Here is a 13,463-nt window from a genome sequence, read left to right on the forward strand (position 1 = left end):
GCGCTACTCACTCACTAAGGTCTTCAAGCCTTTCTTCTTTACAATGAAGTCACTAGCAAAAACCAACATAGATAAAACTAAGATCAGGACTCCCGATCTCAATAATGTTGTCTCTAAGCCCAAGTCTTTTAGTAATGAATCCACCATCACTATAGATACTAATAGGGATAAAATATATGGGATATACAAGGAAGCGTATATTATACCTCTTTTGTTTTCAAATGAGCGGATGCTTATTAGTGAGGAAAAGATAAATATTAAAGAAACAACACTAATTAGGTATGTGTTAAGTTTTATAAGGGTAGTTTCTTGAGATACAGCAACGGACTCATGTTTCATACGCTTTAAATATAAACCATCAGATTTCTGATAGTCTACTTGACGTGGTTTATCAATTCCTGCAATTCTTGATTGAACAGATATTATCTCAGGACGTTCTTTAGATAACACTTCAAATATAAACTGGTCGTTTGGATTTAAAAGTAACCCTTTAAAGTTAACTTCGTCTTCTTTAAAGTAATGATCAATATCAAGGTTGAAAGGAGAACTTCCTTCAACTCTGACGCCTAAGATATCGATTTCCTGTCCCATTTTGATTATCACATCTGAATCAAAATCATTTCTAGAGATTGGCTTATTTCCAGAGTTAACAATCAATATTCTAGATAGGTAGGCTGACTTCAGCTCTATCCCATCAAAACTAGTGCTTAGTTTTGACCATGAATCACCTTCTTTATAATCCTCTGTGAGGTCTTTCGTATGCATCAAGGCATAACTCAGAGATTTTTCACTACTAAACAGAGATGAATAAACTGGTGAAATCAAAAATAAAACTAGCGGAATTAAGATAGCGGTAACGAAGATAAATGCTCTACTGTTCATTGCTTTAATACTATTCCTCTAGAGAATTTATCATACCACATGTCGAAAGGTAGTTCTGATAGCTCTGCGCTATAACGCCCAATTAAGTAGCTGACAACGCTACCAATACACTCAAATTTACAACCAAAATCATTGAAGCTAAACCGAGTTGAAAATGCCGAGCGTTGACAGTCTGCTTAAATTGCTTGTTATGTACGTGGTGAAAGGTAAATACCTTGTTCCCGTAACTGAGTTTTGAGGTCGAGTAACTTCACCTGTGTAATAACTGCAATAAATAAATTCAGAATACAACTTGCCGTCAATAACACAACGGCAACAGTACCCATTATATTTTTTACCGACACCAATAGGAGAATGACTGATAGTAACAGTAGAAAAGTAGAGACCATTAACCAGCCTTCACTGCTTGAAAGCATGTACTTGTTAACAAGAGGCTCATGGGTGATTATAACTTTAGATGCAAAGCCACCTAATTTTATTGAAAAACTATTACCTGAAGAGCTATAGATTAGCCCATTTAAATCAAGAACATCTTCAATGCGCTTCAGCATAAAACCTACCATTAACTCAATAAACACAAAGTTTAATTTACTATTGGAACTACATTTTCGTTCTTGATTTAAAACACATTTCGGGTGAATTTTTACAAATCACAGAAAAGTACATAACGCCCAATTAAGTAGCTGACAACGCTACCAATACACTCAAATTTACCACCTAAATCACTGAAGCCAAACCGAGTTGAAAATGCCAAACGTTGACAGTCTGCTTAAATTGCTTGTTATGTTAATTACTACTCATTACTTCATGTATGGCGTCCATCAGTTCAAGTTCACTATTTTTCAGTTCTTTAAGTGAATCACCCCACTTCTCGCGACCAGAAGGCGAGTTTATTAGTAGCACTTTAAGTGTGTTAGATGATTGAAGGTTAAAGGCATTCATTTTCTCAACTACAGAGCTTCCCCCAAGAAACCCCGCTAAAATTCGAGCTTTAATGAACTTAGATTCAGAGGAATACATTCTTATCGCCATTTCTTTAACCAAATTATTATACTGTTCATCAGGCTCACGAGGCATACTTATAAGTATTGAAATGTATGATGACAAGTCACCACTAAAAACTGATAAATTATCAATTAATTCAGTTAGTTGTTCTCGATGATATTTTTTATCTTTTTGCACACTTTCAGCGTCTAACTTTGCTTTTTGAATTCGATATGGTAAGTAGCCCCCGAGCAAGCCACCGGCTAAACCGACTAGTGCAGGTATACCTATCTTTATTAGGTCCCTGTATATTTCCACCTCAGAGGCTGTTTGAACGATATCTGTCATATTGGCTATTACACATCTAGATTTTTTGATTTAATTACCATAACGCCCAATTAAGGTGTGAGCCACGCAACTACAACACTCAACTTGGACGCCGTAAACACTAAACTAAACCCAAACCAAAAATGCCAAGCGTGGGGAATCACTCTTGAATTGTTTGTTAGCTTACTCACCCACCGTTAAATACATGAACCCTTTCAAGCGATATTCCATTCTCTTGCTCTTTCGTTAGCAAATGTCCCTTTTCCATTACCTGGAATGTCGGTCTTTGAGTGCCATCACCTAGTCTAACCTGAACTTTCATACCTCTTGTTTCTGGGTAGTTTGGTAAACTATTAGCTACTGCCCCCGAAAAGGGTGATTCATTGCTATTATCGAAGTCGAATTTTTCAAAATAATTGAAAAAATCACCTTGCGAAACTTCAACCCAAATTCCCCAACCAAAACATTTTTTAACTGCATGGACAGGCAAATACAAAACTCCTCGAATAAAGTATCTTGAATCCAAACGACATAAATCTGAATGTGTTTGTGCTCGTTCATCTCGTACTTCATCACTGAGTTCCCAAATTTCATCAGGCATTTGATATGACTTATCAAAAACAAAGTCGCCGATTTCTTTTCCACAGCACCCACATTTCATTTGTAACTCCTTTTAAGCTAACGCCCAATTAAGTAGCTGACAACGCTACCAAGACACTCAAATTTTTCACCTAAATCACTGAAGCTAAGCCGAGTTGAAAATGCCAAGCGTTGACAGTCTGCTTAAATTGCTTGTTATACAAAGCCTAGCAACACTCGCAGAACTTAGTGCCTTGCCTTTGAATACTATCTTACTTTAATTTCTGGCGACTCGACCATTCTTTGCAGGCCTCAATCATTGTGAGGCCAATAGCTCCTTGCATCCATTGCATAAAACCTCGGTCGAATTTGAAATCATCGCCAAATTTGGATTTGAAATATCTACGAACATTTTGAGTCGTTTTATAAGTGTCTGTAATAACAGTGGTATCGAGTATATCAATCTTGTGCCAATCAACCTTTTCCATGGTTTAGATTACTCCCTTTGTATAACGCCGCGTTAAGTAGTGAGCAACGCAGCCACCTAATCTAAACCATTGTACCGTAATCACTAAACTCAACTTAAAATAAAAATGCCGAGCGTTGGGAATCTGTCTTAAACGCATTGTTATGTAAATCTTTGCTGTGGCAGTGAAGCTACTTTTCTACATATCCAGTTTCACAGTCGAATCCATTACATCGAATAGTGAAAGTAGTACTATTTTCACTATTCGATGCATTTAAAGTTAAAGAGCTCTTAGAGTTAGTTTTTCCCGAAAACTCTTCCACATATGTATCCACATCTGCATCTGCATCAAGAATATTTAGTATTTTAACTTTACTTGAATCAAAAGATAAAACTTCCATCAACTCTAATAATTCTGAATCAGAATATTCTTCGTGATGACCTCGTAATACTTTAACTACTTTAACTTTTGAAGAATCAAACTCGAAATTCTTTACGAGTTTTATTAACTCGTTAAAAGTCAGGTCTCGGTTTAGAGTATTTACATTTTCTGAAACAAACTTGTTTTTTGTTGAGTCAAAACTAAAAATTTCTACATTTTTCAGTAATTCTTCAGGCTCCATCGCCTGAACGCTTAATGAGTAAATAAAATAAAATATTGCTGATATGATAAGTTTAAACAATTTCGAATTCCTCCATTTATTCGATTTTCATAACGCCGCGTTAAGTAGTGAGCAACGCGACCACTTTACCTAAACCATTGCACCATAAACACAATACTCAGCCTAAACTGAGAATGCCGAGCGTTGGGAATCTGTCTTAAACGCCTTGTTATACGCGTTACAACGGTTTAGTTAAGAAACTTTCCATTCGTTCAAACTCAACTGGTGACAAGTCACACTGAAACATATACTTGTCATTGCCTAGTGTATGCAATTCAGCAAGGTATCCAGTAAAGTAATTATGATGATTACTCTCCCTTAAACTGATTAGACGCAATACAGTACCTGGCTTTATCGCCCATCCTGTAACGTCTCCAGCGCGGTAGTAGAGCCAACCATCACTTCGACTTAAGTAAATTGAATGTGTAGTACGTTTTTTATAGCCTTTAGTCTTGAAAAAAACACCTATACAACGCCACTAACGGCTGAAAACCTAACTTAGTTTCTATCTGCCACTAGAATGATTCCATTTATGGACCCCACCATATAGCTTATAACGCCCAATTAAGTAGCTGACAACGCTACCAATACACTCAAATTTACCACCGGAATCACTGAAGCTAAACCAAGTTGAAAATGCCAAGCGTTGGCAGTCTGCTTAAATTGCTTGTTAGGTTAATCCATGAAAATCAAAACATGTAAGCAAGGTGAACGTCGAAGCCACTCCCATCAAACTCTGCGCTGTTAGAAGCTACCTCATAGTTTATATAGGTATATTTAGCACCAATTCCAAATCGACCTATAGCCAAAGGAGCAAAGGCATACTCATATTGAACTATCAAGCCAGCAGCATCTTTAAAATCTGCCGTTGAGTTACAGAGACCAGCAACGGAACATTCTAGTTCGACATTAGTATGATAAGTAACTCCAGCTCCTAGCTTATGACTTTCAAAGTTTCTAAAGAAAGATAATTCAAATGGTATTTTGCTGAACGTAACCTCTCCGTTCGATGCCTCTATTGATTCTGATTTGTATCCTACAGTACCGCGGGTAGAAAACTGATTTGAGAATTGGTAGTCTATTCCACCAAAAAAAGAAAGTCCTTCGTTAGCATTGATTTCATCACTTTCCCCTGAGCTGTAAATACCTTGAAATAGCTCATCTCCACCAAAGCCATAGCCAATACCTAAAACCCATGATAGATCTCGATGAAGATATCAGCAATCCCAGTAGTACTGCTTGAGGAACTACTTTTATTGTCATTTGAACTCCTTGTTCTTTTATTAAAATTTAAACCTAACGCCGCATTAAGGTGTGAGCAGCGCTTGCCTATACTTTGAGCGAAGCGAAAATGGCAAGCGTTGCGAATCACTCTTAAATGCTTTGTTAGCTTTCTTGATAGTCATCAAGCCATTCTAAAAGCTGATTTTTATCTGCGAGTGATAAATCTAAATTTGTTGTTGCTTCATTTTCAACAAAATCACGAGCGCCGGAGGTGAACATTGAAGTTGTAACTACGATAGCTACATTACCACCACTTCTTGAGTTTTTGACGCCATATAAAGATCTAATGACATCAACACCTACTTTATTATTTTCAGCATAATGCTTACACTCAATTAGGTATTTTGTTTTAAAGCCGAGTTTATCTTTATGTAATGCGATAACATCTTTACCACCATCTCTCGTTCTTTTCGTTAATTCAACTTCAAAACCCTTAGCCCTAAATATTTCGGCAGTGACTTCCTCAAATTGTCGAGGATCTAATTCAGACAACAATTCTGGCTCAGACTTTAAAGCCAATACCAATTCAGGTATTGATTCATAAAGATCGAATAAGTCTCTTGCAGAATATATTTCACGAACATACTCTACATCTGGTTCATTAAGTGCTCTAGCACCGCTACATTTATCGATAGTGAAATTTATAAGCCCGATAGGATATTCTGAAACTTCAAACGTTAATTCAATATCATTTGAGCATTCATTACATTCAAATGGATACGAGAGTTCGTATATTTCTTCAGCTCCCATCGACCGCTCATCACCGCCAATACATTCACAATTAAAGTCTTCTATAGAGATTGAATCTTTCTCAGAGCATTTACTACACTCATATTCAATCTCACCTACAAATTGCCACATATTGAAATCTCCGATTGAAAGCTAACGCCCAATTAACTTGCGCAGCAACGCAATACAAAGGCTCTGCATTGCGCCTTAATCACTGAAATAGATTAGGAGTAAAACTGCCACGCGTTGTAAGTCAGGTTAAATTGTTTGTTAGCTATTTTTATTGCAAATGAAGTCACCGATACAATCTAATATTTTACCGAAAGTGATCACTAACTTTAAAATTTTCACAATCATTGAAATATGACGAGCTAATTCATTAAATTTCATTTTTTCACCTCTTACTTAGTAGATGAAGCAAATATATCAATGAATAAGGAGTACTCTAAATCAACTCATGTAGTGCAAAGCCATTTGCTCTATACGTCCGGAAAGTTTGCTAATTTATATTTAAAATCTTTTAGCAATTTGTCTATAGCGAATATACTTACGCCTAGCTGATCTGCTGCATCTTCCTTGATCTCCATAGCTTGATTTTCAAGCCATCTTTTAACATCTATCGGTTCGATACCCTCTTTATCTGCTTGGTGTTCAAGCAGAGTCTCGCCTCCGAATAATTTAGCAGTTTTGAATTCTCTAATTAAACCTAAATTCATTGATATTGTTTCTGCAATATACATTCTTTCATTGGCTGGGATTTTTAAATGTGCGGCAGCTTTTACTTTTTGTTTTCTACTTCCATCTATAATGGAAGCTATTAAGGGTTTATAAGCAGGAGGAATATCAGCTTTTAAAACAAGTTTAGCAAGTAAAGAGCCATCGCAATAGTCCCATGCATCAACTGATGCAATCCATTCCATCATATCTCGGTTATCAACAGTTCGTCCTAAAAATGAAACTTCATTATTGCTCATAAATCAACCTTAACCTCGAATAATAGCTAACGCCGCATTAAGGTGTGAGCGGCGCTTGGCTATACTTGAGCGAAGCGAAAACGCCAAGCGTTGCGAATCACTCTTAAATGCTTTGTTATGTGGTGCGAACTTCGCCAATGTGCTTAATAATGTTTCCATACAATAAGATAGTCCAAAGAGCGAATACTAGTACTTCTAGTAGAATGCTTGTAAAGCCTTCGCCGTTGCCTGACAACAAGGAGTCAAAAAAAGATAAAACGATAAGAACTGGAATTAACAATACACTAAATCGTACAGTCACGACGAAGCTCAAACTAAAAAAACGTCCTAAGAAATCTTCACCTTTAACCGCACCGTTTGCTTTGTATGCCAAATAAGTGCCAACCGCGACTGTTAAGATATTTAAAAGTGACGCTAGTCGATCATATATCGAAGGATTCTCCGGCATCGGCACATGGAATAATTCAAATGTAATGACACCAAACATAATGTTGATGAAAGCGTATACAAACCTATCAGCTTCATTTAAGCGATTTGAAACTATCTGGCGCTTGAGCGCTTCAATGTTCCAGAAATACATGGCATATATCCTTAATTAGTAAGTCTATGCATAGACTATTACCTTACCAATTAGCTTTATATGCACAAACGAGTACATTGCGAGAAGTGGCACAGTTCTCAAGCACCACATAACGCCGCGTTAAGTAGTGAGCAGCGCTAAACCACCTAACCTAAACTTTACACCGTAAACACTTAACCCAACTTAGAATGCAAAACGCCAAGCGTTGGGAATCTGCCTTAAACGCCTTGTTAGCATTTTTTTCGCAACGCTATTAATAATGGCTTTATTTGATTCTTGCATGATTCATGTGATGATTTAAGTGATTTTGCGTAGTCTGTAAGCGACTTTCGAGTGGTAACAAGAGCTTGTTCATTCACGCCACTTGGTTCTGACTGATAAGGAGAATATGCAATATCGAACTTTTCAACTAGTACGTTGTTCATACGGTAACTATCTACAAGACTTTTTAGCTCGCCGTAAACATTTACAATACTATGTCGAAGCTCCTTGTCTGGCAGATGTCCTAAAGCACTCGCATTGGCTGAATAAAAAGTAAAATAGTCTTGAGTTATGGGCCAATAGATAATCAAAGGGGTTCCTTCCGTAAGTTGTTCAATTTCATTTCCCATTCGTTCGTCATATTTCAACCACAAAGATTCCAGCTCGGCATGCAAACCATTTAAAACCCCTTGAACATATTCAACCTGCTGCTTATTTCGAGGTTTTTCTTGAAACCAATTCGCTATCCAAACACCGCTTAAAGTAGCACCACCGCCAATTAAAGCAGACAAAAAACTATTAAATTCAATACTCAACTTCAATCTCCAACTACTGTAAATGCTAACGCCCAATTAAGGCGTGAGCAACGCTACCACGAACCTTAACCATATCACCCTAAACACAAAACCCAACGATGGAATGAAAAATGCCATGCGTTGGGAATCGCTCTTAAATTGTTTAATTGTTTAATTGTTTGTTAGCACTCTTTTAGAACACCATCGCATGGTCTACTAAATAGCGACCGTCTTCGTAAACTAAAACCATTTCAGCTACATGTTCACCCGGCGCTTTAGTGTAATATTGCCTCCAAACAATTGCAGCTGAATCTGGTCGCCTGAATACTGCTACTAGCTCTCTTTCTGCAAAGAAACCTTTTTCGGCTTGATATTTTATGCAGATCTCATTGAGATAATCGCGAGTAACGATTTTTAACATTCGCTTATTAAAATCACGAACGTGCTGCTCATGGTCAATATTTGTGGACGCTTCCATCAAGTTGTCCATGATAGGATTCGCTATCTCTAATATTTCCTGCTCTGACATTTCTTGAAAATTCATGGTAATCCCTTGTTAACCTGATGAGAGTGCTAACGCCCAATTAAGTAGCTGACAACGCTACTAATACACTCAAATTTACCACCTAAATCACTGAAGCTAAGCCGAGTTGAAAATGCCAAGCGTTGACAGTCTGCTTAAATTGCTTGTTATGTTCGTGCTTACAGCGCTACGACAGCCTCAATTTCCACTTGTAAATCCGGATGAATAAATTTGGAAACTTCAACCAAAGAGCAGGCTGGTAAATGACCTTCATAAAAGTTAAATAGTAGCTCTCGGATACTAGCCAACATTGATATGTCACGAACAAAGATTGTGAGTTTCACCAAATCACTTTTCAAACGATTTTCTAACCTAAGAACTTCTGTAATCTGATAGAGAACCTCTTTAGTCTGCTCTATCAGATTAAGGGGTTGAGCATCTGTGCCGTAAGCTGTAAGCCCTGATATATATAGCGTTTTGTTGTGTTTTGTTGCATGGACATAAGGTCCTGCTATTTGAGGCAAGCTTTCATAAGTAACCCTTTCAACCACTTGATTTCTCCCTAGAACATAACGCCCAATTAAGTAGCTGACAACGCTACCAATACACTCAAACTTACCACCTAAATCACTGAAGCTAAACCGAGTTAAAAATGCCAAGCGTTGACAGTCTGCTTAAATTGCTTGTTATAAGACTTTTTACTAACGAATTAACCCCAAAATTTTCTTGAATACTGGCTCTCGACAGTCCTTTACAAGTTCATACAAACACATTTCCAAACCTGTAATATCTGCATCGATATTTTGTAAACGATTAACGCCGAGCTGTTTATTTAAATAAGTTCGAGATGAGACACAATCACTGACAAGCTCCACTTTGTAACCCAGTTCGAGCAAACCTTTTGCTGTTTGATAAACACAAATATGTGCTTCTATTCCGCAAATTAGCCAGGTATCTACTTTTTGGCTTTTAATTGAACTCAAGACTTCTGAAGATTCACATCCGTTAAACGAAAACTTAGTTATAGGCTTGTGATTAAGGACTGTATTGAGTTCTTCGACTGTAGAGCCTAATTTATCTGGATTTTGTTCGAGAGTAATAATCGGTAGTTCTAGAGCCTGAGCGCCTTTAATGATTTTCTGACAATTAGAAATTAAAGCTTCACTTTCATAAACTAAACGAGCGAGTTTACCTTGAATATCAACGACGATAAGTCCAGTATTTTCTCTATTCAACATACCAACCCTCCCAAGTTTAAATAAGCCTTATAACGCCCAATTAAGTAGCTGACAACACTACCAAATACACTTAAACCTTCCACCTAAATCACTAAAGCTAAACGAGTTAAAAATGCCAAGCGTTGGCAGTCTGCTTAAATTGCTTGTTATGCTTGAAGCCCGCGTAAACATTGAAAACTAACTTTACAGAATGACATTTATTTCACGTAATTTCTATTAGAATCCCTAGCTTATCCTCACTAAGTTTAGAACTATTGATTCATGTCTTTTTTTAAATTTATTACACCACTACTATTAATACTTTTTTCAACATATTCGCAAGCTGAAGACGTCTCTTTTTATGAAGACTTCATTGATAATTCTTATTACGATGATAAAGAAATCACGCTTACCTATACTGGGAGAACATTTCATTTAGGCTCAAGAAACAGAAATGAAAATAATGACATCTGGGGAATTGGATATCGAGGGTTCGAAATATCTACAATGAACAACTCATTCTATGACCGCTCTTATGTGTTCTCATACCATAAGAAATGGTACTGGAAAGACTGGATCGATGTTGGTCTAAGAATTGGTGGTATTACTGGGTATAAAAAAGAAGATAACCCCGTTCAATTGCTAGGAATTACCCCTCTATTTTCACCAACAATAACACTGCATTATGAAGGTTTTGGCTTTGAGACAGCATTGCAGACTGACGTTCTTATTTTTACGTTAAACTACCAATTTTAGAGAAAAGCATAACGCCGCGTTAAGTGGTGAGCAACGCTACCACTGCACTCAAGACATTATGCCATAAATACTGATGCATATCTTTGAACTGAAGCCGCCGAGCGTTGGGAATCCGTCTTAAACGCTTTGTTATGTGCGTGCTAAATCTGTGCGTACAATCTCAGCATGTCTTTGTGTTGAATACCATTTTCATAGATTGGTTCTGGGTAATTCAGTAAGAAGTGATCCTTGATGATCAAGTCAACGCGAAAACCAAGGCGCTGATAATAAATCAGTTGATAGCCAAAGGTACCTGTACCCAATTCAACACGAGTGATTCCCTTACTTGGTAGCTGAGACAGAACTGACTTGAGCAATTGAGAGCCAATTCCTTGACCTTGTAACTCGGGATATACAGAAACATTGAAGATTTCAGCAAGGTTTGGAGTTTCTGGCTTCACTATACATGCCGCCAAAATACGCTCATTATCTAGCGCAGCAAAGCACCATGATTCAGCTAAATATGATGAAATACTCGCTTCAGAAGGATCTGCTTCGAGCAGCAAATCTAGCGGAATTTGGCTACTTTTGACTTCGATAAATTGCATTTTCCCTCCAAGCACATAACGCCGCATTAAGGTGTGAGCAACGCAACCACGAAACTCAACCATGCCACCGTAAACACAAAACCCAACGATGGAACGAAAAATGCCAAGCGTTGGGAATCACTCTTAAATGCTTTGTTAGGCTTCTGTAGATTGTTTAAATGTATTGAACGTAGTTTCAACAGCTGTCCAAGTTACAGCAAGAGCTCCAAGTACTATAGCAACCCTCTGATCTGCGAACCCGCCTAAAGTGTCATCAGTAACCGTTAGTGCCATATAGCCTAGGTGTACTCCCATGACAGCACCAGTGCCAGACAAAATAATTATAGCCACTTGCATAAATTCTGGTGCTTTTCGGTACTTTATAAGCATGAATAATAGAAATATAAGTCCAAGCCCTAACCCAATGTACAGTCCAAACATATTAGGAGAATCAGTCATCACTATTCTCCTTTTTAGCAGATTCACTACCGAGCAAAGCACCTAAAACACCGCCAGCAACTGCTGCACCAAACCCTGGAATCAACATATTAGCAACAATAGCACCGCCAATCGGCTTTGTTGCGTAATTCAGTTTAGAGACAGAGCAGCCCCGTATCGTGCGTTTCTTAGTCAATACGGCAAGTTTCAGGCATACCTAACCCAGTGAGCTTGTTCAACGCTTTTATCATCGCGTAAGTTTCTCCCACTTGTGCATTGTAATGTCTTAAACTTAAACGACCACCAAGTAACTGTTTAACTCGATACATCGCTGTTTCTGAGAGGGAGCATTTGTGGTAACCATACCGCTCTTTCCAATACTTATTTGAGCCATATAACTTCTGGCAACCTACTGCGAGATTTCGGGGATGACCCCGCTCCCAGAAGGCAGCCCCTTCTCTTGGAGGAATAAGCGCAACGGCTCGCTTAATCTTAATTGCATCGTGACATGCTCTCGTATCATAAGCGCCATCACCAGACACCTCGTGGATACTTCGGCGAGTTTGTTTCAGTAAATTCGGGAGTACTTCTCCATCTGTAACTGTCGATAGACTTAGCTCGGCTGCAATAATTTCATGAGTGTTTGTATCCACGGCAATATGAAGTTTTCGCCAGACTCTACGTTTGCCATCTGTCCCGTGTTTTTTGACTTTCCATTCACCTTCGCCATAAACCTTAAGGCCAGTCGCATCAATAGCTAGATGTTGTATCGTATCTCTCGTTTTTGTCTTAAGTGAGACCTCAACTTGCTTGGCTCTACGACTGATGCAGGTGTAATGCGGACAACTTAACGGTACATGGGCTAACCTAAATATCGAGTTGATAAAACCTTGCAGCGCTCTTAATGGCATAGAAAAAACTCGTTTCACCATGAGGGCTGTCGTGATAGCTAAATCACTGAACCGACGAGGCCTCCCGCACTTATTCTGTTTGCTTTGCGTCCAGCCACTTATCGCTTCTTCATCAATCCAAAAGGTCAAAGAACCGCGGTTAATGAGTGATTGGTTGTATTGCTTCCAGTTGGTTGTTTTGTAACGAGGTTTAGGCATAGGGCTACGAGAGGGAGTGAATGTAGCTGATCAGATCGTAGGTTTTAGGTTTAGTTCCAATGAATTACGCAACAAAGCCACGCTAACCACCAAACCTAAACCATTGTACCTTAAACACTTAACCCAACTGGAAATGAAATCGCTAAGCGTTGTGAATCCGCCTTAAACGCCTTGTTATATGTTGGAGGGATAGATACATAACCCGCTAGTTTTTATATGAATACCATCACCAACTTTTGGCTCAATCGCCCAATCTTCTGATGATACACAGAGGAATTCCGGACCATTTATCAGATAAACATCATATATCGTGGAGTCTTCCGAAATATGAACCACGTTATGCACATGACCAAAAACTTGATGAATGAAAAGTCCGTCCCCTTGCTTAATTCCAGTTTTTGAATCAGGTAAGTCAGCTATAATTTTAGCGTCTAGAACTTCCTCGAAATCGAACTCTACTTGCAGATTTTCAGACAGTATATTTGCACTCAAGCTTGCGTTTACATCAATCAAGCATGTAAGCAAATTTCTTTGATATTCTAGCTGGCATAGGTATTTATCACCAACTGACTTACCGATACTTTTAATATTAACAGTCATACTTTACCCAA

At 38.2% G+C, this 13,463-nt stretch carries 20 protein-coding genes; 1 reads left to right on the forward strand and 19 read right to left on the reverse strand.

Annotated features, from left to right (window positions below):
- Nucleotides 1-3: 3 nt before the first annotated feature.
- From OCU78_RS18620 to OCU78_RS18680, 14 genes are all read right to left on the reverse strand, one after another.
- Complete coding sequence (locus tag OCU78_RS18620) at nucleotides 4-882, reverse strand: hypothetical protein (RefSeq protein ID WP_137375778.1); 879 nt, start codon at nucleotides 880-882, stop codon at nucleotides 4-6.
- 188 nt (nucleotides 883-1,070) lie between these two features.
- Nucleotides 1,071-1,433, reverse strand: coding sequence for a hypothetical protein (locus OCU78_RS18625; RefSeq protein ID WP_137375779.1), 363 nt, complete (start codon nucleotides 1,431-1,433; stop codon nucleotides 1,071-1,073).
- A 235-nt stretch (nucleotides 1,434-1,668) separates the two neighbouring features.
- A complete protein-coding gene (locus tag OCU78_RS18630) occupies nucleotides 1,669-2,214 on the reverse strand; it encodes a hypothetical protein (RefSeq protein ID WP_137375780.1) in 546 nt (181 codons plus the stop codon).
- Between the two features lie 166 nt (nucleotides 2,215-2,380).
- Nucleotides 2,381-2,854 (reverse strand): DUF2199 domain-containing protein, encoded by a 474-nt coding sequence (locus tag OCU78_RS18635; RefSeq protein ID WP_137375805.1) that lies wholly within the window; start codon nucleotides 2,852-2,854, stop codon nucleotides 2,381-2,383.
- 190 nt (nucleotides 2,855-3,044) lie between these two features.
- Complete coding sequence (locus OCU78_RS18640; protein WP_137375801.1) at nucleotides 3,045-3,260, reverse strand: DUF6434 domain-containing protein; 216 nt, start codon at nucleotides 3,258-3,260, stop codon at nucleotides 3,045-3,047.
- Between the two features lie 169 nt (nucleotides 3,261-3,429).
- Nucleotides 3,430-3,921 carry a DUF4476 domain-containing protein gene (locus OCU78_RS18645; protein WP_261856031.1) on the reverse strand — a complete coding sequence of 164 codons (492 nt, stop codon included), beginning with the start codon at nucleotides 3,919-3,921 and terminating at the stop codon, nucleotides 3,430-3,432.
- A gap of 668 nt (nucleotides 3,922-4,589) precedes the next feature.
- Nucleotides 4,590-5,084 carry an outer membrane beta-barrel protein gene (locus tag OCU78_RS23010; protein WP_137375747.1) on the reverse strand — a complete coding sequence of 165 codons (495 nt, stop codon included), beginning with the start codon at nucleotides 5,082-5,084 and terminating at the stop codon, nucleotides 4,590-4,592.
- A 202-nt stretch (nucleotides 5,085-5,286) separates the two neighbouring features.
- Nucleotides 5,287-6,045: a restriction endonuclease gene (locus OCU78_RS18650; RefSeq protein WP_137375746.1), complete on the reverse strand. Its 759-nt coding sequence runs from the start codon at nucleotides 6,043-6,045 to the stop codon at nucleotides 5,287-5,289.
- Between the two features lie 347 nt (nucleotides 6,046-6,392).
- Complete coding sequence (locus OCU78_RS18655; RefSeq protein WP_137375745.1) at nucleotides 6,393-6,887, reverse strand: hypothetical protein; 495 nt, start codon at nucleotides 6,885-6,887, stop codon at nucleotides 6,393-6,395.
- 115 nt (nucleotides 6,888-7,002) lie between these two features.
- Nucleotides 7,003-7,467, reverse strand: a complete 465-nt coding sequence (locus OCU78_RS18660) for a hypothetical protein (RefSeq protein ID WP_137375744.1) — start codon at nucleotides 7,465-7,467, stop codon at nucleotides 7,003-7,005.
- Nucleotides 7,468-7,697: 230 nt separating this feature from the next.
- Nucleotides 7,698-8,264 (reverse strand): hypothetical protein, encoded by a 567-nt coding sequence (locus tag OCU78_RS18665; RefSeq protein ID WP_137375743.1) that lies wholly within the window; start codon nucleotides 8,262-8,264, stop codon nucleotides 7,698-7,700.
- Nucleotides 8,265-8,436: 172 nt separating this feature from the next.
- Nucleotides 8,437-8,787, reverse strand: coding sequence for a hypothetical protein (locus OCU78_RS18670; RefSeq protein WP_064626779.1), 351 nt, complete (start codon nucleotides 8,785-8,787; stop codon nucleotides 8,437-8,439).
- 158 nt (nucleotides 8,788-8,945) lie between these two features.
- Nucleotides 8,946-9,317: a RidA family protein gene (locus OCU78_RS18675; protein ID WP_261856040.1), complete on the reverse strand. Its 372-nt coding sequence runs from the start codon at nucleotides 9,315-9,317 to the stop codon at nucleotides 8,946-8,948.
- A gap of 150 nt (nucleotides 9,318-9,467) precedes the next feature.
- A complete protein-coding gene (locus OCU78_RS18680; RefSeq protein WP_137375769.1) occupies nucleotides 9,468-10,004 on the reverse strand; it encodes an isochorismatase family protein in 537 nt (178 codons plus the stop codon).
- Nucleotides 10,005-10,265: 261 nt separating this feature from the next.
- Here OCU78_RS18680 and OCU78_RS23060 point away from each other — a divergent pair, with 261 nt between their 5' ends.
- Nucleotides 10,266-10,739: a hypothetical protein gene (locus OCU78_RS23060; protein WP_137375768.1), complete on the forward strand. Its 474-nt coding sequence runs from the start codon at nucleotides 10,266-10,268 to the stop codon at nucleotides 10,737-10,739.
- Nucleotides 10,740-10,879: 140 nt separating this feature from the next.
- Here OCU78_RS23060 and OCU78_RS18690 read toward each other — a convergent pair whose 3' ends face one another.
- From OCU78_RS18690 to OCU78_RS18710, 5 genes are all read right to left on the reverse strand, one after another.
- On the reverse strand, nucleotides 10,880-11,326 hold the full coding sequence (locus tag OCU78_RS18690) for a GNAT family N-acetyltransferase (protein WP_137375767.1): 447 nt from the start codon (nucleotides 11,324-11,326) through the stop codon (nucleotides 10,880-10,882).
- Between the two features lie 135 nt (nucleotides 11,327-11,461).
- The gene (locus OCU78_RS18695) at nucleotides 11,462-11,764 is read right to left on the reverse strand and encodes a hypothetical protein (RefSeq protein ID WP_137375766.1); all 303 of its coding nucleotides are present in this window, start codon (nucleotides 11,762-11,764) and stop codon (nucleotides 11,462-11,464) included.
- On the reverse strand, nucleotides 11,757-11,939 hold the full coding sequence (locus OCU78_RS18700) for a hypothetical protein (RefSeq protein WP_137375765.1): 183 nt from the start codon (nucleotides 11,937-11,939) through the stop codon (nucleotides 11,757-11,759). Before OCU78_RS18700 ends, OCU78_RS18695 begins: the two co-directional genes overlap by 8 nt.
- Entirely contained in the window at nucleotides 11,932-12,852 is a 921-nt protein-coding gene (locus OCU78_RS18705; protein WP_261856032.1) for an IS5-like element ISVba2 family transposase, read from the reverse strand. The genes OCU78_RS18700 and OCU78_RS18705 overlap by 8 nt, the downstream gene beginning before the upstream one ends.
- Before the next feature lie 174 nt (nucleotides 12,853-13,026).
- Complete coding sequence (locus OCU78_RS18710; RefSeq protein ID WP_137375786.1) at nucleotides 13,027-13,452, reverse strand: hypothetical protein; 426 nt, start codon at nucleotides 13,450-13,452, stop codon at nucleotides 13,027-13,029.
- Between the last annotated feature and the right edge of the window lie 11 nt (nucleotides 13,453-13,463).

The organism is Vibrio gallaecicus, from assembly GCF_024347495.1.
Lineage (GTDB): Bacteria > Pseudomonadota > Gammaproteobacteria > Enterobacterales > Vibrionaceae > Vibrio > Vibrio gallaecicus.